Here is a 23,370-nt window from a genome sequence, read left to right as displayed (position 1 = left end):
GCGGGTCCAGCACCCACGACGACGCCCGCACCGCCGGCTTCGGCTCGGACCCACGACGACAGCCGCACCACCGGCTTCGGCTCGGGCGGACGTCCGGGCGGGCCGGCGCGACCGCTCCTCGCAGCGGGGCGACGGACCCGGTCCGGTCCGATCCGGCCCGGCCCGTTCATGGTCCGCCGAACTCAGCTGCGTGGCTTGGCCGTTGCGGCGAAGGCGTCGGCTGCGGCGAGGTCGAAGTCGCCGTGGTCGCTGCCGAGTCCCTGCGCGACGAGTGCCGCGGCGGCGCTGCCGAGGACGGCGGCGTCACTCGGCGTACGGCCGAGGCTCACGCCCCGCAGATAGCCCGCCGAGAACGCGTCGCCGCAGCCGGTGGTGTCGACGACGTCGACGACGAAGGCGGGCACGGGCTCGGCGCCGTCCGCGGTCACCACCAGTGCTCCGTCCCCGCCGCGGGTGACCGCGACGACGCCCGCACCGGCGTCGAGGAGTCTGCGCGCACCGGTCAGCAGGTCGTCCTCGCCGGTGAAGCCGAGGACCTGGTCCTCGTTGGGCAGGAAGTGGTCGATGTGGGGCAGGGCCGCCTCGATCTGCTCGAAGCCGCCCAGGACACCGGGGGCGAGCAGGTCGACGGAGGTGACGACGCCGTGCTCCTTGGCGAACGACAGGATGCGTGCGGCGGTCTCGACGCCGATCAGCTCGGGGCCGCCCAGGTGCAGATGCGTGGCCTCGGCGAGGGCGTCCCAGGGCACGTCGTCGGGGCCGTAGGTGATGTTGGCGCCGAGCAGGTGCAGGGAGGGCCGGTCGCCGTTGGGGCGGATGGGCAGGACGCTCGCGGAGGTCGCGGTGTCCGTACGGCGGACCAGGAACGCGGTGTCGACTCCCGCCCTGCCGAGCAGCTGGACGAGCATGTCGCCGGTGGGGTCGGAGCCGATGGCGCCCGCGCTGCGCACCTGTGCGCCCAGCTTGGCGAGGGTGAGGGCGGTACCGCCGGCGGTTCCGGCGGCGGTCATCCGGATGTCCTCGACCAGGGTCGCGCCCTGCCCCTCGGGTATCTCCTCCACCGGCCGCACGAGGACGTCCAGCACGTGCACGCCCATCGTGAAGACCTTCATCTGCTCCCCCTGCATCGGCTCCCCTTCATCGGCTCTCGTCCTGCGCGGGTGGTACGGGGCGGGTGGTTCCGTAGTTCCGGGCGATCGCCGCCTCGATCACGGCCAGTTGCTGCTGTTCGTCCAGGGCGCGCGGGCGGCCCATGGCGGCCGCCCGCCGGTAGACGCCGCAGGCCCATTCGAGGAGCAGGGCGTGTTCGACGGCCTGGTCGAGGGTGGTCGCATGGGTGACCGCGCCGTGGTTCGCCATCAGGGCGGCGCTGCGGCCGTCGAGGGCGGTGAGCACCGACTCGGCGAGTTCCGGGGTGCCGAAGGTGGCGTAGGGCGCGACCCGGACCGTGCCGCCCAGGGCCAGCAACTGGTAGTGGATGCAGGGAAGTTCGTCGAGCACGCAGGCCACGGCGGTGGCGTTCGGGGCGTGCGTGTGGACGACCGCGCCGGCGCCGCGGCGGCGGTGGACGCCCAGGTGCAGATCCAGTTCCGAGGTGGGCTCGAAGGTCCCGGCGACCGTCTTCCCGTCGAGGTCGACCACGGTCACCTGGTCCGGCGTCAGATCGGCGAGGACCGCTCCGGTGGCGGTGACGGCGACCCGGTCGGCGACGCGGACGCTCACGTTCCCTGCCGTGCCGATGAGGAGGCCCTCGGCCCCCAGGCGCCGGCAGGCGTCCGCCACGGCGGTCCGCTCCTGGCTCAGCGCCGAGCTTGAGGCGGTCATGGGCGCGAAGGTAGCGTAAACCTGAAACAAAGTCACGTTCACGTTCGGAGACGATCCTTGGGCCGGCCCACCGCAGACACGGGTTCCCCTCCCCTGCGCCGCACCCCCCGGCAGGCGCGCAGCAAGGCCCGCCTGGCGCTGGTCCTGCGGGCCGCCGAGCGCATCCTGGTCGAGGAGGGCGTGGAGGCACTGACCACGACCCGGGTCGCGGCCGAGGCGCAGGTGTCCGTGGGCTCGCTGTACCAGTACCTGCCGGACCGCGGCGCGATCATCGACGCCCTCGCGGCGGGCTACTTCGCGCGTCTCGAAGGGGTGATGGACGACCTGGTCCGGGCGGCGGCCGAGGAGCGCTGGAAGGACCCGGTGGGCGTCCTCATCGACGCGTACGCCGGGATCTACCGCACGGAACACGGTTTCCGCGCGCTCTGGTTCGGCAGCGGGCTGACCGAGCGGACCCGGGCGGCGGACCGCGAGCACAAGCGGCGGATGGCCGACGGGATCCGCCGGGTGCTGCTCGCGCTGGACGTCGTACGAGACGGCGAGGACCTGGCCCGCTCCTGCCACGCGGCGGTCCTCGCGGCGGACGCCCTCGCCCAGGAGGCCTTCCGCAGGGACGCGGACGGTGACGCGCGGCTGCTCGGGGAGGCGAAGGTGATGCTGCGCGGCTATCTGGCGGACGTCGTGGGCCGACGCTGATCCAGCCTCCCGGCGGCCCGCCGGGGCCAGGGCCTGTCGTCTGGATCAGGCCGCAGGAGAGTGACGGTGCCTTCGGGCCGGCCCGAGCGGGGTCCGGTGCGTGCGGCTGCAAGGCGGAGGAGGGCGTCGACGCGGAGCGTCGGCAACCGACGACAACGCCGCTGGGGTCCCCCCTCCGGGGGGAGCGCGTGCCGGACCCCGCGTCCGCGGCGTGATCCAAACGACAGGCCCCAGGTCCGCCGGGGTGCCAGGAGACGACCGTCCGTCCGAGGCTTCGGGCGGTCGGTGCCGGGGGCCCGCGCCCGCGGCCCGCGAGGCGGCGGCCGCCGTCAGCGGTGGGCGAGTTCCGCCGCGATCGCGGCGGCCCAGGCGTCGACGGCGGCCCAGTCGCGGTAGTCGCCGAACCGGCCGCCCACCAGGTGGAACAGGACGCGTCCGGTGGCGGGCAGCTGCTCCCGCGCGACGACACCGGAGAACAGCCGGTGCTCCCGGTACGCCGGATCACCGGGCAGACTCGCGACGATCACCGGGATCTCCTTGTCCGCCATGCGCTTCCACGGTCCGCGCAGCGCGGCCGGCATCCCGACGCTGAAGAGCCACACCGGCCGGGTGCCCAGTACGTCCGCGTGGGCGCGTACGAAGTCCTTGGCCGGATCCAGCCAGGTCTGCCCGTGCACGGCACTGCCCAGGACGAACGCGTCGTACCCGGAGACGTCGTCCACGGTCTCCACCGACCTCGCCTCGGCCGTCAGGCCCGCCTCGCGCAACCCGGCGGCCAGCCGCTCGGCGATCCCCCGCGTCGAACCGTGCGCCGTCGCGTATCCCACCAGAACGTTCATGACGTCACCTCACCTCGACGTTTCTCACTCTCGCGGGCCGCGGCGGCCGGGCGGCGGGGGCGGACGCGGCCCGGTGGCGGAGGCGGGCGGGGCAGGTCGCACGGCGCGTCGATCCGCGGTCCGAGAATCTCACACACCCCCGCGGCGAGCAGCCGGACCGGGCCCGCCACGGCCGGTCGCCCGGTCGGTCGGGCGGGGCGGCGACGGGGGGCCGCCCGCCCGTGCGCACCGGGCCGTCGTCACCGGTTCACGGTCAGCGGCACGGTGTCGACGGTCACGGGCCTGCCGTCCTTCGGCGACAGGTAGTAAGCGGTCAGCCGGCCGGGCCCGCTTCCCGCGGCCTTGTACGGGAAGGTGACGTCGAAGGTGCCGCGCGTCCCCGTGCCGGACGTCGCCGTCACCCGTACGTCGGCGGCGGTGTGCCCGGTGCTGTCGGTGACCTTCAGCCGGAACACGGCCTCGAACGTGTCGGCACTGCCCCAGACCCGTAGCGGGGTCCGTACGGTGTCACCGATCAGCGGGGACTCCATCAGGACGGCCGGAGCGAGGTCCTCGAAGTCGGCCCGTCCCACCGGCCCGTCGAGGACGACGCCCTCGCCGCCGAAATGCTTCACCGGCTTGCCGTCGAGGGCGAAGGCGACCTTGTCCACCGCCGGGAGGCGCGTCAGCGTGAACACCATCTGGGCCAGGCGCGCCCGCATGGACAGGCTGCCGCCGCCGTCGTCGTACCTCCCGGAGAGGTCCACGGTGGCCACACGGCCGCGGATCACGACGGAGTTCAGCTTCGTGCCGGCCGGGATGGCCGTCGTACGGCTGTGCCCGCGCTCGAAGGTGTCCGGGCCGGCCAGCAGGGCGCGCACGGCTCCGGTGGCGGTGGCCGGCGCGGTCACGGTGCGCGGGGCGGGCGAGACCTGCTCGCCGTGCAGGAAGTACACCGCCGTACGGACCGACGTCGCCGCGGTGCCGGTGCCGGTGCCGCCGCTCGTCGAGGAGGCGGCGGGCGGGGCGGGGCTCGTCCTCGGGGCGGTGGAGGGAGACGACGCGGACGGCGCGGGGGTGCCGGAGGCGCCGCCGGACGTGGCCGGGCCGGAGGGCCGGTCGGTGCCGGACGGCGTGGCCGGGCCGGAGCCCGAACCGCACGCGGCCACGGCGAGGAGAGGGAGCGTCAACGCCGCGGTGAGCACGGGGCGGTGGCGTCGGCGGGTGCTGCGGGCACTCGGGGCTTCGCTGTTCATGGCAGCCTCCTGTGACCCCTCCAGCCAAGCTCCGCGCAGGCGCGGTTTCCAGGGCTGACCGGCCTCTTTCACGGAGCCGACCGGCCCCCGTCAACCCTTGACGGCTTTTCGCCTGCCCCGCCGGCCTCGTCCGGCCCCGTCCCGTCGGCCCCCGGAACGACCAAGAGGCCGTACCGGAATGCTCCGGTACGACCTCTGACCTGACCTGTTCTGTCACAAGTCGGGACGACAGGATTTGAACCTGCGACCCCTTGACCCCCAGTCAAGTGCGCTACCAAGCTGCGCCACGTCCCGCCGCGCTGCCGCGGCGGTGAGCTGCGGGAACGCGCAGGAAAACCTTACCGCACGCGGGCGGGTGCCCGGGTCGGCGACTGCCGCGTCACCGGTTCCGGCGGCCGGGCGGGGCGGCGCGCGGACACCAGGAGGGCGGCCAGGGCGGCGCCCGGGCGGAGCGCGCGGCGCGACCGCGTCCTGGCCGTCGCCCTGGACGGGGTCCACGCCGGGCGCTGGGCGGAAGGCCCGGCCCGCGGGCGGAAGGCCCGGTCGGCCGACGGGTGCGTCAGCGGGTGAGGGAGGGCGGTGCGGTGGAACCGCGCACCCGCGGCTCGGCGGCCGGGCCGGGCGGTTCGGCGGTGCGCGCCACCTCCGTCGTCCCCGGGCCGCGCCGAGGCCGGGCCGAGGCCATGGGCGACTCCCCGGCGCACGCGGAAGCGACCACGCGGCCAAGCCGGTCGACGACCTCCCGAGGACCGACCTGACTACGCAGTCACGTCAGTCTTGGCGGTGGATGTGTGCACGTCAAGCCCCCTCCCGGTCCTTCCCGGACACGCGGCCCCCGACACACGGATTTTCCTCCCGCGCCCCGCGCGGGCCGGAAATGCGCACCCCGATCCGGACATGCCGTCCAAAGGAACCCATTTCTTTCGGTCGTTCATGTTTCTACCGCATGAGTCGGGAGTGAACGCCGGCAGGCCCGAAAGGAATTCATCCGGTTTCCTCCTCCCTGGCCACCGGCCCATGACTGACCGAATCATTGCGGCTGGTCACCAGCCGATCGTTCGATCGTTGACCGGTGAGTAATAACAGCACTACCTTTCAACGCGTTTCGAGCAAGCGTTTTAATCCCCCGTTCCGCGGTGATCCGTGCCCGCCGGAATGCGGTGCACCGCCTTTGCTGTCCTGAACCCCCCACCCTGCGGTTTCACGTTGATTCGGAGAATCATGGCGTCCGCTGCGCGTTCCGAGGACATGATCATCGGCATCACCCCCTTCGGCGAGCCCGATGCCGGGCTCGCCCTCGCGGTCGGCCGGGCCGGCGGCCTAGGCGTGCTGGACCTGGGGCCCGGGGACCGAAGAGCGCGCGAGGCGCTGGCCCGGCTGCGCCGCGCGTCCCCGGGCGCGTTCGGCGTGCGGATCGGACCGGGCTGCCGGCTCACGCCCGCCGATCTCGTCCCTTCCGCCGCCCGTACCGATCCTGCCGGGGGCGATCCGGGACCGGCCGGTCCGCACACGGCCGGTCCGCACACGGTGGTTCTCGCCGTCGGCGCGCCCTGGACGGTCGCGGAAGTGAACGGCCGCCACCGCGTACTGGTGGAGGTCACCGATCTGGCGGGCGCGCGGGAAGCGGCACGCGCCGGGGCGCACGGGCTGATCGCGCGGGGCGCCGAGTGCGGCGGCCGGATCGGCGAGCTGGGCACGTTCGTCCTGCTCCAGCGGTTGCTCGCGGCGGACGGCCCGGGGCTGCCGGTGTGGGCGTGCGGCGGCATCGGCCCGCGCACGGCCGCCGCCGCGGTGGCCGGCGGGGCGGCCGGTGTCGTCCTGGACAGCCAGCTCGCCCTGCTCGACGACGCGGCGACGCCGGAGCCCGCGGCCGCCGCGCTGCGCGCGATGGACGGCTCGGAGACCGTCGTCGTGGCCGGTCACCGCGTCCTGCAGCGGCGCGGCCCCGACGCCCCTCGGGTCCCGGACGGCGCCGGACCTGACGACGTGGCGGCGCTGCTGGGTGCGCGGGATCCGCGCACCCAGCTGCTCCCGGTGGGACAGGACGGCTTCCTGGCAGCCCGCTTCGCCGAGCAGCTGCGTGACGTCCGGCGGACGGTACGCGCCCTGCGCGAGGCGGTCCTGGACGCCGTACGCGACGACACGGCCGTACGGGCGCTGCGGGCGGACTCACCGATGAGCCGGGCGCTCGGCACCCCGCTGCCCGTCGCGCAGGGGCCGATGACCCGGGTGAGCGACGAGGCCCCCTTCGCCGCCGCGGTCGCCGAGGCGGGGGCGCTGCCGTTCCTCGCGCTGGCGCTGGCGGACGGCGCGCGGACGCGGGCGCTGCTCGCCGGGACCCGGGACGCGGTGGCGGGCCGCCCCTGGGGCGTGGGCGTGCTCGGCTTCGCGCCGGAGGACGTGCGCGCCGCCCAGCTGGAGGCGGTACGGGAGCTGCGGCCGACGCACGCGATCATCGCGGGCGGGCGGCCGTCCCAGGCGCAGGCGCTGGAGCGGGACGGCATCCGGACGTTTCTGCACGTGCCGTCGCCCGGCCTGCTGCGGCAGTTCCTCCAGGCCGGGGCGCGCCGGTTCGTGTTCGAGGGCTCGGAGTGCGGCGGGCATGTGGGACCGCGCGGCAGCTTCCCTCTGTGGGAGGCCCAACTCGCCGTCCTTGAGGACTACTTGACCGAAGCGGACGGCTCCGGCCTCGAGGTGTTCTTCGCCGGCGGCGTGCACGACGAGCGGTCGGCTGCGATGGTCGCCGCGCTGGCCGCGCCGCTGACCGCGCGCGGTGCCGCGGTCGGCCTGCTCATGGGGACGGCGTACCTGTTCACCGAGGAGGCGGTGGCGCACGGCGCGATCCGGCCGCTGTTCCAGCGGCAGGTCCTGGAGGCCGAGCGCACCACGCTTCTGGAGTCGGCGCCGGGGCACGCGACCCGGTGTGTGCCCAGCCCGTTCGCGGCCGGATTCCGCGAGGAGGAGGCGCGGCTGCGCGCGGCGGGCGTGCCCGACCGGCGGATCTGGGAGGAGCTGGAACGCCTCAACGTGGGCCGGCTGCGCGTCGCCAGCAAAGGCGTGACCCGGGACGGCGACGGACCGCTCACGCCGGTCGACGAGCGACGCCAGTACGCCGAGGGGATGTTCATGGCCGGGGAGGTGGCCGTGCTGCGCTCGGCGACCACCACCCTCGCGGAGCTGCACGCGTCGGTGACGACGGGCGCGGCCGGCCGTCTGGCGCTGCGGGCGGCCGAGTTGGGCGTGCGGACCGGGCCGAGCACGGAGACCGAGGCCCCGGCCCCGGCCCCGCTCGACGTCGCCGTCGTCGGGATGGCCTGCATGTTCCCGCAGGCGCCCGACCTGCCCACCTTCTGGGCCAACGTGGTCGGCGGCGTGGACGCGGTCGGCGAGGTACCGGCCGAGCGCTGGGACCCGGACGTCCACCACGGCACGTCGACACCGTCGAAGTGGGGCGGCTTCCTGCCCCCGATCCCCTTCGACCCGCTGCGCTACGGCATCCCGCCCGCGTCCCTCGGCAGCATCGAGCCGGTGCAGCTGCTGTCCCTGGAGGCCGCCCGGCGGGCCCTGGAGAACGCCGGATACGGAGAAGGGGGCCGGGAGTTCGACCGCTCGCGCACCTCGGTGGTGTTCGGGGCGGAGGCGGGCAGCGACCTGTCGAACGCGGCCACGCTGCGGGCCGTCCTGCCCTCGTACTACGGGACGGTACCGGCGGGCCTGGAGGACCAGCTCCCGCAGCTCACCGAGGACTCCTTCCCCGGCATGCTCGCCAACGTCATCTCCGGGCGGATCGCCAACCGTCTCGACCTCGGCGGCGCCAACTACACCGTGGACGCGGCCTGCGCGTCCTCGCTCGCCGCGGTGGACGTCGCCTGCAAGGAACTCGTCGCCGGCACCTCCGACCTCGTGCTGTGCGGCGGCGCCGACCTGCACAACGGCATCAACGACTACGTCCTGTTCTCCTCCGTCCACGCCCTGTCGCCCACCGGCCGCTCCCGCGCCTTCGACGGCTCGGCGGACGGCATCGCGCTCGGCGAGGGCGTGGCCTGTGTCGTCCTGAAGCGTCTCGCGGACGCCGAGCGCGACGGCGACCGGATCTACGGAGTCATCAAGGGCCTCGGCTCCTCCAGCGACGGCCGCTCCCTGGGACTGACAGCGCCCCGCCCGGAAGGCCAGCGGTCGGCGCTCGAACGGGCCTACCGCAACGCGGGCGTCTCCCCGGCCGACGTCGGGCTCGTCGAGGCGCACGGCACCGGGACCGTGGTCGGCGACCGCACCGAACTGCGCATCCTGAGCGAGGTGTTCACGGAGGCAGGCGCGAAGTCCGGGGAGTGCGTGCTCGGCTCGGTGAAGTCGCAGATCGGGCACACCAAGTGCGCGGCCGGACTGGCCGGGATGATCAAGACGCTGCTGGCGCTGTACACCGGCGTCAGACCGCCGACCCTGCATGTGAAGGCGCCGAACGCGGCGTGGGACGCGCAGAGCAGCCCGTTCGCCTTCCACGCGGAGGCCCGGCCCTGGGCGATGCCCGCCCGGGAACGGGTCGCCGGGGTCAGCGCGTTCGGCTTCGGCGGCACCAACTTCCACGTGGTGCTGGGCGCCTACGCGGACGGCGCGCCGCCGGTGCGGGGTCTGGAGGCCTGGCCGGCCGAGCTGTTCGTGTTCCGGGGGCGGGACGAGAACGCGGCCCACCGCGCGGTGGAGGAGCTGCTGAAGGCCGCCGAGGCCGAGGGCCGGCCGTGGCGCCTCAGGGACCTCGCGCTCGGCGCGGCCCGCCGCTCGGACGCGAGCGCCGATCCGGTGCGGGTCGCGGTCGTGGCGGAGGACGTGGACGACCTCGTCGGAAAACTGCGCCGAGCGCTGCGGGGCGAACACGATCCGGGACACGGCCTCCATCGGGCGGGCCGGGACGACGAGGGGACCGGCAGGGCCGGCGGGACAGGCGGGACCGGCAGGCCCGGCGCGACAGGCGGGACCGGCAGGCCCGCGACGGCTGTTCCGGACGGCGCCCGCGATACGGCGTCCGCCCCCGGCGTGTCCGGCGCACCGGCCGACGCTGCCCGCCCCGCCGCCGCTCCCGACGCACGCCGTGCCGAGGACGCCGTCGGCAAGGTCGCCTTCCTCTTCCCCGGGCAGGGCAGCCAGCGCACCGGCATGCTCGCCGAACTCTTCGTGACCTTCCCGGAGTTGCGGCCCTACCTGGAACTCGGCCGCTCGCACGCCGACGCGCTGTATCCGCCGGCCGCCTTCGACGACGCCGTACGCGACCGCCAGCAGGACGCGCTGACGGACACCCGGGTCGCCCAGCCCGCCCTCGGCATCGCCGGGCTCGCCGCCCACGCCGTGCTCACGGCGGCCGGGGTGCATCCGGACATGGCGGCGGGGCACAGCTACGGCGAACTGGTCGCCCTGTGCGCGGCCGGCGCCCTCGATCCCGAGACGCTGCTGGAGCTGAGCGCCGAGCGGGCGGCGGCGATCCTGGGCGCCGCCGAATCCGCCGGGGAGGAGCCCGGGACGATGGCCGCCGTCGCCGCCGGCGCCGGGGAGGTGACCCGGGTCCTGCGGTCTGCCGGCGCACCGGACTCCGTGGTCCTCGCCAACCGCAACTCCCCCGAGCAGACGGTGATATCGGGTCCGACCGACGCCGTCATCGAAGCCGTGAGGCTGCTGCGCGAGGCGGGTCTGGGAGCCAAGCGGATCCCCGTCGCCTGCGCCTTCCACAGCCCGCTCGTGGCAGGGGCCGGCGACCGGTTCGCGGAGGCGCTCGCCGTGCGGCCGGTGCACGCGCCCGAGTTCCCGGTGTGGTCCAACCGTACGGCCGCCCCGTACGCCGCCGACCCGGACGCCGTACGGGCCGAACTCGCCGCGCAGATCGGCGCGCCCGTCGCCTTCGCCGACCAGATCGAGGCGATGTACGCGGCGGGGGCGCGGATCTTCGTCGAGGCCGGCCCCGGGTCCGTGCTGACGCGGCTGGTCGGGCGGATCCTCGGGGACCGTCCGCATCGCACGGTGGCCTGCGAACCGCGGCCGGGCGTCGGTCTGCGCGGCTGGCTCGACGCCCTGGCCCAACTCGCCGTGGCGGGGCTGCCGGTGCGCACCGGATGGCTGCTGCGCGGCCGGGACGCGGTCGACGCCGTCCGCACCCCCGTACCGAAACGGCCCGGCTGGACGGTGGACGGGCACGTGGTCCGCACGGCCGCCGGCGCCTTCCTTCCCGGTGCGCTCGCACCGGCCCGACGAGTCGTGGACCCCGCCGAGAGGACTGTGACGACGGTGACGACGAACCCCCCGCACGGCGTCGCGTCCGACCGGGACGCGCTGATCTCCGAGTTCCTGCGCACCAGCCGGGAGATGATCGCCGCCCAACGGGACGTGCTGCTCACCTACTTGGGCGCCACGCCCGGGGAGCGGATCGCCCCGCCCGTGGTGCTCGCGCAGCCCGAGCTGACACCGGCGGTGGCGCCCCTCCCGTCGCCGCAGCCACAGATACAGGCACATGCACATGCACATGCACATGCACAGCCACAACCGGCGGCACCCGAGCCGCAGGCCGCCGCCTCCGGGACCGTGGACGTGCAGCAGGTCGTCCTGGAGATCATCAGTGAGCGCACCGGCTACCCCGTCGACATGATCGAGCCCGACCTCGATCTGGAGGCGGACCTCAGCATCGACTCCATCAAGCGCGCCGAGATCGCCGGTGAGCTGGCGAGACGCCTGGGCGCCGGGACGGGTGCGGACCTGACCTCGATGGACGACGCCGAACTGGAGGAGCTGGCCAAGGCACGTACGGCCGCCGCCGTGACCGACTGGCTCACGTCCCGGCTGGAGAGTCCGGCACCGGCGTCCGCGCGGTCCGCGGAGACCGCGCGGGAGGAGGTGACCGGCGAGCCGCCCCGGCGGCACGTGCTGCGCCCGGTCCTCCTCGAGGAACCGGCCGGTGACCCCGCCGCGGTGCTCTCCGGCACCCGCTGGACCGTCCTCGGCGACGCCCCGGAGACCGCCGCCCGGCTGGTGGCGCACGGTGCCGAGGCCGTCGTACGCGGCCGGGACCATGTGCTGTCGGAGGCCGACGGACCGGTGGACGGTGTGGTCTACCTCGGAGCCCTGGCGGGCGCGGAGGACGACACCCCGGTGCTGCCGGACGCGTTCCCCGTGCTGAAGGCGGCCCTCGCCCGGGGCCCGCGGTGGCTGCTGGCCGTGCGGCATACGGACGGCGAGGTGCCGGACACCCGGTCCGCGGGCCTGCGGGGCCTGTTCCGGACCGTGGCGCGGGAGTACCCCGGGACGGTCGCCCGGGTCGTCGACCTGGCCGGCGTCTCGGCGTCCGCCGTCGCGGACGCGGTGGTCGCCGAGGCCGTCGCCGCCGACCGGACGCCGGTGGTGGTGCGCTCGGCGGACGGACGCCACGGCTTCGAGCTGGCCGAGGAGCCGCTGGGGGCGCTCGCCGGGACGGGCGCCGGGCCCGCCGGGGACGGCGTCGCGGAGGCGGCCGCGCTCGGCCTGGAACGGGACTCGGTGGTGGTGCTGACGGGCGGGGCGCGCGGCATCACCGCGCAGTTCGCCGCCGCGCTCGCCGGTGCCGCCCGCTGCCGGCTGGAGCTGCTGGGCCGTACACCCGCGCCGGACGGGCCCGAGGCCGCCGACACGGCCGCCGCCCGCACCCCGGCCGAGCTGCGCTCCGTGCTCGCCGGGCGCGGCGGGCTGAAGCCGGCCGAGATCAACCGGACCGCCGAACTCCTGCTGGCACAGCGGGAGATCACCGCCACGCTCGCCGAACTCACCGCGCTCGGCGCCCGGGTGCGCTACCGCTCGGTCGACTTCCGGGAGCCCGAGGCGGTGGTGCAGGCGGTCAAGGAGATCCACGCCGAGCACGGCCGGCTCGACGGCGTGGTGCACGCGGCCGGGATCATCGAGGACCGGCTGATCGCGGAGAAGACCGCCGAGTCCTTCCAGCGGGTCTACGGCACCAAGGCGACCGGCGCGGACGCCCTGCTCACGGCGCTGGAGGAACTGCCGTCCGCGCCCTCGTTCACCGTGCTGTTCGGCAGCATCTCCGCCGTCCTCGGCAACCGGGGCCAGGTGGACTACGCGGCCGCCAACGACGCGCTGGAGACCCTCGGCGCCGCCTTCGCCGCCCGCACCGGGCGGCGGGCGTTGACGGTGCACTGGGGCCCGTGGGCGCCCGCGCCCGGGCACGCCGGGATGGTCGGGGCGGAGCTGGCCCGCGAGTACGCCCGCCGCGGCATCCGGCTGATCGACCCCGAGGAGGGGACCGCGGCGCTGCTGCGGGAGCTGGCCTGGGGCGAGCAGTCGGCCACCGCCGTGGTCCACACCGCGTCGGGCTGGTGACGGGCACGGTGACATCACTCCACCCGGGGTCCGCCCCGGCCCCCTCGACGGCGCGTCACGTGCCCGTCGCCCTGGTCGGGATGGCGGTGCTGCTGCCGGGCGCGGCCGGCCTGGACGCGTACTGGCAGAACCTCCGGGACGGCGTCGACGCGATCGGCGAGGTCCCGGACGGGCGCTGGGACGCCGACTACTACCGGCCCGGCACCGCGGCCGAACCGGCCCTCGCGCACCGGGTCTACGCCCGGCGCGGCGGGTTCGTGGACGGGCTGGCGGAGGTCGAGGTCACCCGGTTCGGAATCATGCCGAACTCGGTGGCCGGCACCGAACCCGACCAGCTCATCGCCCTGCACGTGGCCTCCGCCGCCCTCGACGACGCGGGCGGCCCGGACCGTCTCCCCGACCGAGGGCGCGTCGGCGTCGTCCTCGGCCGGGGCGGCTACCTCACGCCCGGGCTGGTCCGGCTCGACCAGCGGGTGCGCACGGCGGGCCAGCTCGTGCGCACGCTCGGCGAGCTGCTGCCCGACCTGACAGCCCACCAACTCGACCTGGTACGAGACGCCTTCACCGAGCGGCTCGGCCCGGACAGTCCCGAGTCGGCGATCGGTCTGGTGCCCAACCTCGCCGCCTCCCGGGTCGCCAACCGGCTCGACCTGCGCGGCCCGGCGTACACCGTGGACGCCGCGTGCGCGTCGTCGCTGGTCGCCGTCGACCAGGCGGTCGGTGAACTGGCCTCCGGGCGCTGCGACCTGATGCTCGCCGGGGGCGTCCACCACTGCCACGACATCACCCTGTGGAGCGTCTTCTCCCAGCTCCGCGCCCTCTCCCCCAGCCAGCGCATCCGCCCCTTCCACCGGGACGCCGACGGCCTCCTGATCGGCGAGGGCACGGGGGTCGTCGTCCTCAAGCGGCTGGCCGACGCCGAGCGGGACGGCGACCGGATCTACGCGGTGATCCGGGGCACCGGAGTGGCCAGCGACGGCCGGGCGGCCGGGCTGGTCAACCCCGACCCCGGCGGACAGGCACAGGCCGTACGGCAGGCGTGGCGGGCCGCCGGGCTCGATCCCGCGGCGCCCGGCTCGCTCGGCCTGCTGGAGGCGCACGGCACCGCGACCCCGGCCGGCGACAGTGCCGAACTGACCACCCTCGCGGAGGTGTTCGGGCCGGGGGACGGCGAGGCGGACGCCGTCCTGGGCTCGGTGAAGTCGATGATCGGGCACACCATGCCGGCCGCCGGTGTCGCCGGTCTGGTCAAGGCCGCGCTCGCCGTCCACCACGCCACGCTGCTGCCCACGCTGCACTGCGACGATCCGCATCCCGCGCTGGCCCGCACCCGGTTCCGCACGCTGGAGAAGGCGGCGGAGTGGGAGACCACCCGGGACCGCCCGGTGCGCCGCGCGGCCGTCAACGCCTTCGGGTTCGGCGGAATCAACGCCCACGTCGTGCTGGAACAGGCCCCGGGCACCCATACGGCGACCGCCGCCCTCACCTCGACGCCCCGTCCGCCCACCGGCCCACTCCTGCCCCCGGCCCACCCCACCACCACGCCGGACACCCCGACCGCCGCTGCCGGGCCCTCAGCGGCCGACCGCGCCACCGCCGCCATCACGGCCACGGCGCGCCCCTCCACCCCCGCCGCCGGCCCGCCGGGCGTCCGCCCAGCCGCCACGGACGTACAGGGGTCCGGCCCCGCCACCACTGCCGAAGCGCCCCCGCCCCACCCGGCGACCGGCACGGACACCCCCACGCCCCACCCCGCCACCGGCACGGACACCGACACCGGCTCACCCGCAGCCCGCCCCTCCTCCTCCGCCACCGGCACCGGCACCGGCACACCGGGCGTGCGCCCGGCCTCGGCCGCCGGCACAGCGGCGGCCCGCCCCGCCGCCGTCTCGCAGGTCGGTGAGACCGAACGCGTTCTGCTGCTCGCCGCCGGCTCCCCGGAGGGCCTCCTCGCGCTGCTCGACCGTGACGACGACGCCGTACGCGCGGCCGGGCTCGACCCGGCCCGACCGCATCCGGACGCGGGACCGGCCCGGCTCGGGATCGTCGAGCCGACCGCCAAGCGGCTCGCGCTGGCCCGGCGCGCGGTCGACAAGGGGCGTGCCTGGCACGGGCGCGGCGACGTCTGGTTCCGGCCGGACCCCCTGCTCGGCGCCGGGGGCGGAAAGCTGGCGTTCCTCTTCCCCGGTCTGGAGGGCGACTTCACGCCCCGGGTCGACGACGTCGCCGCCCACTTCGGCCTGCCCGCCCCCGCGCTCCCGCGGGGCCGGACGGAGGACATCGGCCACCACGGCTTCGGTGTGGTCGCGGTGGGCCGCCTCCTCGACACCGCGCTGCGCCGCACCGGGATCGTGCCGGACGCGGTCGCCGGCCACAGCGTGGGCGAGTGGACGGCGATGGCGGCGGGCGGACTGTACGCCGGGCACGAGGTCGACGCCTTCATGGCCGGCTTCGACCCCGGCTCGGTGACCGTCCCCGGGCTGGCCTTCGGTGCCATCGGCGCGTCCGCCGACCGGGTGCTGGCCACCCTGCGCGACGAGGGCGGGGCCGGGGCGGGGCTCGTCCTCTCCCACGACAACGCGCCCGGCCAGTCGATGGTCTGCGGGCCGGAGGCGGCGGTGGAGGACTTCGTCCGCCTGTTCCGCGCCCGGGGTGTGCTCAGCCAGGTGCTGCCGTTCCGGTCGGGCTTCCACACGCCGATGCTGGAGCCCCACCTCGGGCCGATCAAGGCGGCCGCCGAACGCTTCCGGCTGCACCCGCCGCACACTCCCGTCTGGTCGGGCACGACCGCCGCCCCCTTCCCCGAAGCGGAGTCCGAGATACGGGAGTTGTTCGTCCGGCATCTGCTGGAACCCGTCCGCTTCCGGCAGTTGGCGCAGGCCCTGCACGCGTCCGGGCACCGGGTGTTCGTCCAGGTGGGCCCCGGCCGGCTCGGCTCCCTCGTGGGGGACACCCTCGGCGGACACGATCACCTGGTCGTGGCCGCCAACTCGTCTCAGCGCACGGGCCTGGCGCAGTTGCGCCGGGTGGCCACGGCCCTGTGGACGGCGGGGGCCGCGGTGGCCCCCTCGCCGAGCCGGCCCCGGCCGGCCACCGGGGCGCGACGGCCGCCCGTCCGGCTGGACCTGGGCGGGGCGCTCGTGTCTCTCGCGCCGGAGACCCTCGCCGCGCTCCGTGCGCGACTGCGCCCCCGCCCCGGCTCCGCGCCCGGCCCCGGCCACAGCCCCGGACTCGCCCCCGAACCCGGCAGCACCTCACCGCTGGACGCGCTCGCCGAACGCTCGCCGCTGGCGGCCGAGTTGAACGCGCTGATGCGTGAGACGGCGGACACGGCAGCGCTTCTCCTGCGCGGGAGGGCGGACACCGCCGCGGCGCCCACGCCCGCGCCCACGCCGGTCCGGACCGCCGCGCCCCGCGTCCCCGCCCCGCTCACCCCCCGCCGCACCACCGTCCGCGTCTCCCCCGACACCATGCCCCACCTCCTGGACCACTGCTTCTTCCCGCAGCGCCCGGGCTGGCCCGACGTGGCCGACCGGTGGCCGGTGGTCCCGGCGACGACGATCGTGCAGCACATCATGGACGCGGCGGCCGAGGCCGCGCCCGGCACGGTGCCGGTCGCGGTGCACGGCGCCCGGTTCGAGGAGTGGCTCACCGCCACCCCGGCCGTCGACGTCCCGGTGACCGCGACGCCCGAGGGCCCGGACCGCATGGCGGTGTCCTTCGGCCCCCGCGCCCGCGCCACCGTCGAACTGGCCCCGCGCCATCCCGCCCCGCCCCCGGCCCCCTGGCCGGTCCGCGCCGCCGAGCACACCCCCGGCCACACCGCCGCCCAGCTCTACGGCGAACGGTGGATGTTCCACGGCCCGGCCTTCCAGGGCGTCACCGAGCTGACCGCGATCGGCGACCGGCACGTCCGCGGGATCATCACGACCCCGCCCGCGCCCGGCGCCCTGCTGGACAACGTCGGCCAGATCCTCGGCTACTGGATCATGGCGACCCGCTCGGAGCGGACCGTCGTCTTCCCGGTCGGCATGCGGGAGCTGCGGTTCTTCGGACCGCACCCGGCGCCCGGCACCGAGGTCGGCTGCTTCGTGCGGATCACCTCGCTCACCGACACCGTCCTGGAGGCCGACGTCCAGCTGACGGTCGACGGCACGGTGTGGGCCGAGCTGTCCGGCTGGCAGGACCGCCGCTTCGACAACGACCCGAAGACCCGGCCCGTCGAGCGCTTCCCCGAGCGCAACACGCTGTCCGAGGCCCGGCCGGGTGGCTGGTCGCTGCTGCACGAGCGGTGGCCGGACCTCGCCTCCCGTGAGCTGATCATGCGCAACTCCCTGGGAGGGGAGGAGCGTTCGCAGTACGCGGCGCACGCCCCGCGCGGCCGCAGACAGTGGCTGCTCGGCCGGATCGCGGTCAAGGACGCCGTACGGCAGTGGCTGTGGGACCACGGCGAGGGGCCGGTGTTCCCGGCCGAACTGCGGGTGGGCAACGACGAGTCGGGCCGTCCCTGGGTCACCGGGGTGCACGGGCGCACCCTGCCGCCGCTGAGCGTGTCGCTGGCCCACTGCGCGGAGGCGGGCGTCGCGATCGTCCGGCCGCACACACCGGGGCCGGGGCCGGGCATCGACATCGAGGAGGTCGCCGACCGCACCCCGGAGACGGTCGCCACGGCCCTGGGGGCCGATGAACTCCGCCTCCTGCGGCGCCTGTCGGCCACCACCGGCGACTCGGAGGCCCGCTGGTTCACCCGTTTCTGGGCGGCGAAGGAGGCCGTCGCCAAGGCGGAGGGAACCGGATTCGGCGGGCGGCCGCGGGACTTCACCGTGCTCGACGCGACCCCGTCCGGCGACCGGCTGACCGTCGCGGGCCGGCTGGCCCGTGCCTACACCGTCCACTGCGAGCCGGCCGCCAACCCGCCCGCCCTGCCGGCCCGGGAGTACGTCGTCGCCTGGACCCCGGGACCCACTCAAGCGAAGGAGTACGACCGATGACCCCCGTCACCGCCGACGAGGAGAGCGTCCTCGCCGATCTCACCGGCATGCTCACACGGCTCCTGGAGGACGAGTACGGCGTCGACGACGCCGAGATCGGCATGGAGACCACCTTCCACCGTGACCTGGAGCTGGAGAGCATCGACCTGGTGACCCTGGCCGGCCTGCTCCAGGAGCGGTACGGCGACCGGGTCAACTTCGCCGAGTTCCTGGCCGGCATGGAGTTCGACGAGATCATCGAGCTCACCGTGGGGCAGCTCGTCACCCACGTGGTGACCAGCCTCGAGACGGCGGGGGCGAGCTGAGCCATGGCGATGGTCGACACCGGCGCCGTCCGGCTGCACGTCCAGCGGATCGGCCCCCGCCAGGGCCGACGGGCCACCGCCACCGTGGTGCTGGTGCACGGCCTGCTCACCGACAGCCTGGCCAGCTACTACTTCACCGTCGCCCCCGCCTTCGCGGCCGCCGGCCTCGACGTCGTCATGTACGACCTGCGCGGGCACGGACGCAGCGAACGCCCGGCCGAGGGCTACACCCTGGACGACAACATCGACGACCTGGAGGCGCTCCTGGACCGGCTGGGGGTGACCGGCCCGGTGCATCTGGTGGGCAACTCCTACGGCGGCACGATCGCCTTCGGCTACGCGGCCCGCCACCCCGAGCGGGCGGCCGGTGTCTCCCTCATCGAGTCCGAGCCGGCCACCCCCGCCTGGGCGGAGAAGCTGGACGGCATCCTGCACTGGGTGGTGGCACAGCTGGCGCACAACGAGCCCGAGGCCATCGCCTGGGTGAGCGCCCACCGCGGCCGGCACACCGCCCGGCTGGCCAGGGGCGCGGCGCGCCTGGTGCGGGAGACCACGCTCGCCCGGGACATCCCGGCCAGCCGGGTGCTGACGGAGGAGCAGATCGCGGTGGTGCGCTGCCCGGTGCTCGGCCTGTACGGCGGTGACTCCGACCTGGCCGAGCTGGTGCCCTGGCTGCGGGCGGTGCTGCCGGACTGCCGGACCGTGGTGGTACCGGGCCATGAGCACTCGGTCCTGGTGGAGGCACCGGGGACGGTGGGCGGTCATGTCCTGTCCCTCGTGGAGGAGACGCTCCGGGTGGCGGCCCGGTGAGCCGGTTCCTGTTCGTCGTGCCGCCGCTGGTCGGGCACATCAACCCGGCCGTCGGGGTCGCCGCCGCACTCGTCGCGCGCGGCCACCGGGTGGCGTGGGCGTGTCCCGATCCGGAGCTGGTCGGGCGGCTCGCGGGGGCCGGGGCGGCCGTGTTCGCGTGCGCCGGCGCTCCCCCGGGGGAGCGGCCCGCCGGTCTGCGGGGCCCGGAGGCGCTGAAGTTCCTGTGGGAGTGGTATCTGCTGCCGCTGGCCGAGGCGATGGCGCCGGGGGTGCGGGCGGCGGTGGCGGAGTTCCGTCCGGATGTGGTGGTCGCCGACCAGCAGGCCTTCGCGGGAGCGCTCACCGCCGAGCGGATGGGTCTGCCGTGGGCGACCTCGGCGACCACGTCGGCGGAGCTCACCGATCCGCTGGCCGGGCTGCCCAAGGTCAGGGAGTGGCTGGACGAACGGCTGGCCGCCCTGCGCGCCGCCATCGGCGATCCGGCGGGCACCGCCGACCCCCGGTTCTCCCCGCGTCTCGTCCTCGCCTTCAGCACCCCGGAGCTGGCGGGTGCCGCGGCGGGTGTCCGCTGGGTCGGGCCCTCGATCACGGCCCGCCCGGTGCCGTCCGGTTTTCCCTGGGAGTGGCTCGGCGGTGACCGCGCCACCGTGCTGGTCTCCCTCGGCACCGTCAACGCCGATGCCGGCGGCCGGTTCCTCGACGTGTGCCGCGAGGCGCTGCGCGAGCGGGCCGACCGGGTGCGGGCGGTGATCGTCGATCCGGGGGACGTGCTCGGCGCGGCGGGCGACGGCGCGGCAGGCGGTGACGACAAGGACGTACTGATCGTGCCGTCCGTGCCTCAACTCGCTCTGCTGGAAAGGGGCATCGACGCGGTCGTCTGCCACGCCGGGCACAACACCGTGTGCGAGGCGCTGTGGCACGGCGTTCCCCTGGTCGTCGCCCCCATCCGGGACGACCAGCCGGTGGTGGCCGGGCAGGTCGTGGCCGCTGGGGCCGGGGTGCGGGTGCGGTTCGGCCGGGTCACGGCGCCGAGGCTGGGGGCGGCGCTGGACGCCGTACTGCACGAGCCCGGGTACCGGGCGGCGGCCGGGCGGATCGGCACGGCCTTCCGGGCCGCGGGCGGCGCACCGGCCGCCGCGTCCTTACTCGAAGAACTGGCAAGGGAGTCGGGATGAGCGACAGGAGAGGGCCGGGCGAGCGGATCGCCCGGCTGCGGCCCGCCTACCAGGCCGACATCACCGCGGGCACGGCGCGCTTCTTCGAGCCCCGGCGCACCGCCTGCCCCTGGTGCGGCGGCGCCGCGCTCACCACCCGGCTGCGCACCCGCGACCTGCTGCAGCACAAGCCGGGCCGGTTCGTCCTGGACCGGTGCGAGGGCTGCGGGCACGTCTTCCAGAACCCCATGCTGAGCGCGGAGGGGCTGGAGTTCTACTACCGGGACTTCTACGACGGCCTCGGTGAGAAGAAGCTGGGCGACACCTTCGGCGGACGGACGAAGGCATACCGCGGGCGGGCCCGGTCGATGCTGCCGCACGACTCCGCGCCGAAGACATGGCTGGACGTCGGCACCGGACACGGTCACTTCTGCGCGGCGGCGCGGCAGGTGCTGCCGGACACGGTGTTCGACGGGCTGGACTTCACCGACGGCGTCGAACTCGCCGAGCGGGAGGGCCGGGTGGAGCGCGGCCACCGGGGCAGCTTCCCGGAGCTGGCGCCCGAACTGGCCGCCCGCTACGACGTGGTGAGCATGTTCCACTACCTGGAGCACAGCACGGACCCCGATCGCGAGCTGCGGGCCGCGCGGGAGGCGGTGCGGCCGGGCGGGCATCTGATCGTGGAGGTCCCCGATCCCGAGAGCCGTTACGCGCGGCTGCTCGGCCGCTGGTGGCTGCCGTGGCTGCAGCCGCAGCACCTGCACTTCGTGCCGGTCGCCAACCTGCGGGACCGGCTGGCGTCGCTGGGCTTCACGGTGGTCGCGGAGCAGCACGCGGAGGCGCACGACCCGGTGGACCTGCTGGCGGCCGTGTGGCTGGCGCTGGACCACGCGGCGCCGCGCGAGGACGCGCCGTGGCTGCCCGGGCCGCCGGGCGCGCTGCGCCGCGCGCTGCGGGCCGGTCTGCTGATCGCCGGTGTTCCGGCACTGGCCGCGGGTGCCCTGCTCGACCGGTTCGCGGTGCGGCCGCTCGCGCACCGGCTGGGTGTGGCGAACGCCTACCGGATCGTGGCCCGGCGCGACTGACGGCTGGGCACGCGGGGTGCGCCGTGCTAGTTTCAGGCCCACTGAACCATCAGGAATCCTGGCAATCGACGTACGGCTCGACGAACGGAACCCGCATGTCCATCCTGGCCAGACCCGCGGTGGCGGCCCGCGCCGCCAGAGCGATGCAGGGCCTGACCCGGCTGGCGGGCCGCCGGTCGGGCGGCCCCGGCTCCACGGCCGCCTGGCAGGCCCGCTTCCCCGAGTACCCGCGTGACACGAGCGAGGCGACGGTCCCCACGTCGGTGGCCCCGGCGCCGGTCACGGTGTACCTGCCGCCGGCCGGCACGGCCACCCGGCCACCGGTCCACGTCAACTTCCACGGCGGCGGCTACGTCATGTCGATGCCGGTGATGGACGACGCGCTGTGCCGGTTCCTCGCCGTCGAGGCGGGGGTGGTCGTGGTCAACGTGCGGTACGTCGTCGCCCCGCAGCACCCCTTCCCGGCGCCCCCCACGCAGGCGTACGAGGTGGTGCGCTGGGTGGCGGGGCACGGCGCGGAGCACGGCTGGGACGGCGGCCGGCTCACCGTGGGCGGACAGAGCGCGGGCGGCGGGCTCGCCGCGGCCGTGGCCCGTCTGGCCCTGGAGCGGGGCGGGCCCCGGATCGCGCTCCAGGTCCTGCACTATCCGCCGCTGGACCTGGCCACCGGCGCCGGGGACAAGAAGGCGGCCGTCGCCAGGCCCCGGCTGCGGCCCTGGATGGCGGAGGTCTTCGACACGTCGTACGTGCCGGACCCGCGCGAGCGCACGGACCGGCTCGTCTCCCCCGCGCATCCCTCGGACACCGCCGATCTGCGGGGCATCGCCCCGGCCCTGGTGATCACCGCCGAGTACGACCTGCTGCGCGCCGAGGCGACGCGCTACGCCGAGCGGCTGCGCGCGGCCGGCGCCCTCGCCGAGCACCACGAGGTCACCGGCGCCGACCACGGCTACGACACCGAGGACGACGAGAAGGCCCGCGCCGCCTACGCCCTGATGGCCCGTCACATCCGGCGGGCCACCGCGCCCGGCGTCTCCTGAGGGACACGGGCCCCGCGGTCCTGCCGGAAGCCGCTGTTCCCCTGTTCGGCGGCTTCCGGCGGGGCCACCCCGGGTTTCCCGGCACGCGAGCCGCCGTCGTCCGGCAGGGTCGGGCGTCCGCCCGGCCGGCTCCGCGCCGCCGCCCTCGCGCAACTCCGTTCCGCGGCACCGGCGGTGTACCGCTGCGGATCCTGAGTGCCGGGGCGGGCGACGTCCGGCACGGCGCGTCGCGTCCGCTCAGCGCACGCCGGCCGTGACCGCCTCCGCGACGACCTCGGCCACGGCCGCGGGCTGTTCGACCAGGACCGCGTGCCCGGCGTCGGGCACCGTGACCGTGCGGATGTGCGGGCAGGCCGCGAGGCCGCGCCGTTCGGCGTCCGTCAGCCCGATCTCGTCGTGGTCGCCGCGCACCACCCAGGCCGGTACGCCGGCCTGGCACAGCCTCGGCACCAGGGACGGGTACCGGTCGAGGTAGGCGTAGTAGTCCCGTACGATCCGGCGGCAGGTCGCCGGATCGTTGTCCGCCATCACCGCCGCCAGCGCCTCCGCGCGCTGCGGCGGCAGTTCGCGTTTCATCGCCCGGGGCAGCAGCCCGAGCATGCCGGCCCAGACCATCGCGCCGAGCCCCGGCACCCGGCCCACGGCGTTCACGACGGCCAGGGTCCTCATCTCGTCCCCGCGCGAGAAGGTCGGCGACAGCAGCACCAGCGGGCCCTCGAACAGGCCCAGGGCCGCCATCTCGATCGCCACGTTGGCGCCCAGACTGTGCCCCACGACCACATCGCAGCCGGACTCGGCGGCGAAGTCCGCCATGAGCCGGGCGTAGTGCTCCATGGACACGTCCTCGGGCGGCTCGGTACGGCCGAAGCCGGGCAGGGTCACCGCGACCATCCCCAGCCCCGCCACCGCGGGCTCGGCCATGACGTCCACGCAGAACTCGGTGGTGCACAGTCCGCCCGGGATCATCATGACCCGGTGCGGGGCGTCCGCCGGGCCCGCCCGGCGGATCTCCCAACGCTCACCCATACAACGAGCGTGACCCCGC

14 protein-coding genes and 1 tRNA gene are annotated in these 23,370 nt (G+C 75.5%); 8 read left to right on the top strand and 7 right to left on the bottom strand.

All coding sequences use genetic code 11. The features are described from left to right. Positions 1 to 182 precede the first annotated feature (182 nt). Together ACFY2L_RS09305 and ACFY2L_RS09300 are read right to left on the bottom strand one after the other, a co-directional pair. Entirely contained in the window at positions 183 to 1,112 is a 930-nt protein-coding gene (locus ACFY2L_RS09305; protein WP_390822401.1) for a carbohydrate kinase family protein, read from the bottom strand. 25 nt (positions 1,113 to 1,137) lie between these two features. Further along, entirely contained in the window at positions 1,138 to 1,824 is a 687-nt protein-coding gene (locus ACFY2L_RS09300; protein WP_390656291.1) for a class II aldolase/adducin family protein, read from the bottom strand. Positions 1,825 to 1,881: 57 nt separating this feature from the next. On the opposite strand from ACFY2L_RS09300, the gene ACFY2L_RS09295 reads away from it, so the two are divergent. Next, positions 1,882 to 2,520, top strand: coding sequence for a TetR family transcriptional regulator (locus ACFY2L_RS09295; RefSeq protein ID WP_390821939.1), 639 nt, complete (start codon positions 1,882 to 1,884; stop codon positions 2,518 to 2,520). A 329-nt stretch (positions 2,521 to 2,849) separates the two neighbouring features. Here the strand turns inward: ACFY2L_RS09295 and ACFY2L_RS09290 are convergent, their stop codons facing one another. From ACFY2L_RS09290 to ACFY2L_RS09275, 4 genes are all read right to left on the bottom strand, one after another. Next, positions 2,850 to 3,359 carry a flavodoxin domain-containing protein gene (locus ACFY2L_RS09290; RefSeq protein ID WP_390821938.1) on the bottom strand — a complete coding sequence of 170 codons (510 nt, stop codon included), beginning with the start codon at positions 3,357 to 3,359 and terminating at the stop codon, positions 2,850 to 2,852. Between the two features lie 239 nt (positions 3,360 to 3,598). After that, positions 3,599 to 4,594, bottom strand: coding sequence for a GerMN domain-containing protein (locus ACFY2L_RS09285; protein WP_390821937.1), 996 nt, complete (start codon positions 4,592 to 4,594; stop codon positions 3,599 to 3,601). Between the two features lie 220 nt (positions 4,595 to 4,814). Then, positions 4,815 to 4,888, bottom strand: a tRNA-Pro gene (locus tag ACFY2L_RS09280). A 265-nt stretch (positions 4,889 to 5,153) separates the two neighbouring features. Next, complete coding sequence (locus ACFY2L_RS09275) at positions 5,154 to 5,279, bottom strand: hypothetical protein (RefSeq protein WP_390821936.1); 126 nt, start codon at positions 5,277 to 5,279, stop codon at positions 5,154 to 5,156. A gap of 536 nt (positions 5,280 to 5,815) precedes the next feature. On the opposite strand from ACFY2L_RS09275, the gene ACFY2L_RS09270 reads away from it, so the two are divergent. The 7 genes from ACFY2L_RS09270 to ACFY2L_RS09240 all read left to right on the top strand — a co-directional run bounded on the left by ACFY2L_RS09270 (position 5,816) and on the right by ACFY2L_RS09240 (position 22,325). After that, complete coding sequence (locus tag ACFY2L_RS09270) at positions 5,816 to 12,940, top strand: SDR family oxidoreductase (RefSeq protein WP_390821935.1); 7,125 nt, start codon at positions 5,816 to 5,818, stop codon at positions 12,938 to 12,940. A gap of 80 nt (positions 12,941 to 13,020) precedes the next feature. Beyond that, positions 13,021 to 17,931 (top strand): beta-ketoacyl synthase N-terminal-like domain-containing protein, encoded by a 4,911-nt coding sequence (locus ACFY2L_RS09265; RefSeq protein ID WP_390822400.1) that lies wholly within the window; start codon positions 13,021 to 13,023, stop codon positions 17,929 to 17,931. Beyond that, positions 17,928 to 18,236: an acyl carrier protein gene (locus tag ACFY2L_RS09260; protein WP_390656286.1), complete on the top strand. Its 309-nt coding sequence runs from the start codon at positions 17,928 to 17,930 to the stop codon at positions 18,234 to 18,236. Before ACFY2L_RS09265 ends, ACFY2L_RS09260 begins: the two co-directional genes overlap by 4 nt. 3 nt (positions 18,237 to 18,239) lie before the next feature. Continuing rightward, positions 18,240 to 19,046, top strand: coding sequence for an alpha/beta fold hydrolase (locus ACFY2L_RS09255; RefSeq protein ID WP_390656285.1), 807 nt, complete (start codon positions 18,240 to 18,242; stop codon positions 19,044 to 19,046). After that, a complete protein-coding gene (locus ACFY2L_RS09250; RefSeq protein ID WP_390821934.1) occupies positions 19,043 to 20,221 on the top strand; it encodes a glycosyltransferase in 1,179 nt (392 codons plus the stop codon). The genes ACFY2L_RS09255 and ACFY2L_RS09250 overlap by 4 nt, the downstream gene beginning before the upstream one ends. Beyond that, positions 20,218 to 21,285: a class I SAM-dependent methyltransferase gene (locus tag ACFY2L_RS09245; protein WP_390821933.1), complete on the top strand. Its 1,068-nt coding sequence runs from the start codon at positions 20,218 to 20,220 to the stop codon at positions 21,283 to 21,285. The genes ACFY2L_RS09250 and ACFY2L_RS09245 overlap by 4 nt, the downstream gene beginning before the upstream one ends. A gap of 95 nt (positions 21,286 to 21,380) precedes the next feature. After that, entirely contained in the window at positions 21,381 to 22,325 is a 945-nt protein-coding gene (locus ACFY2L_RS09240; protein WP_390821932.1) for an alpha/beta hydrolase fold domain-containing protein, read from the top strand. Positions 22,326 to 22,562: 237 nt separating this feature from the next. Here the strand turns inward: ACFY2L_RS09240 and ACFY2L_RS09235 are convergent, their stop codons facing one another. Further along, entirely contained in the window at positions 22,563 to 23,351 is a 789-nt protein-coding gene (locus tag ACFY2L_RS09235) for an alpha/beta fold hydrolase (RefSeq protein WP_390656281.1), read from the bottom strand. Positions 23,352 to 23,370: the final 19 nt, after the last annotated feature.

It is taken from the genome of Streptomyces sp. NPDC001381 (assembly GCF_042895685.1).
Taxonomy (GTDB): domain Bacteria; phylum Actinomycetota; class Actinomycetes; order Streptomycetales; family Streptomycetaceae; genus Streptomyces.
The sequence above is the reverse complement of the archived record's forward strand: the minus strand, read 5'-3'. Positions and strand labels throughout refer to the sequence as shown.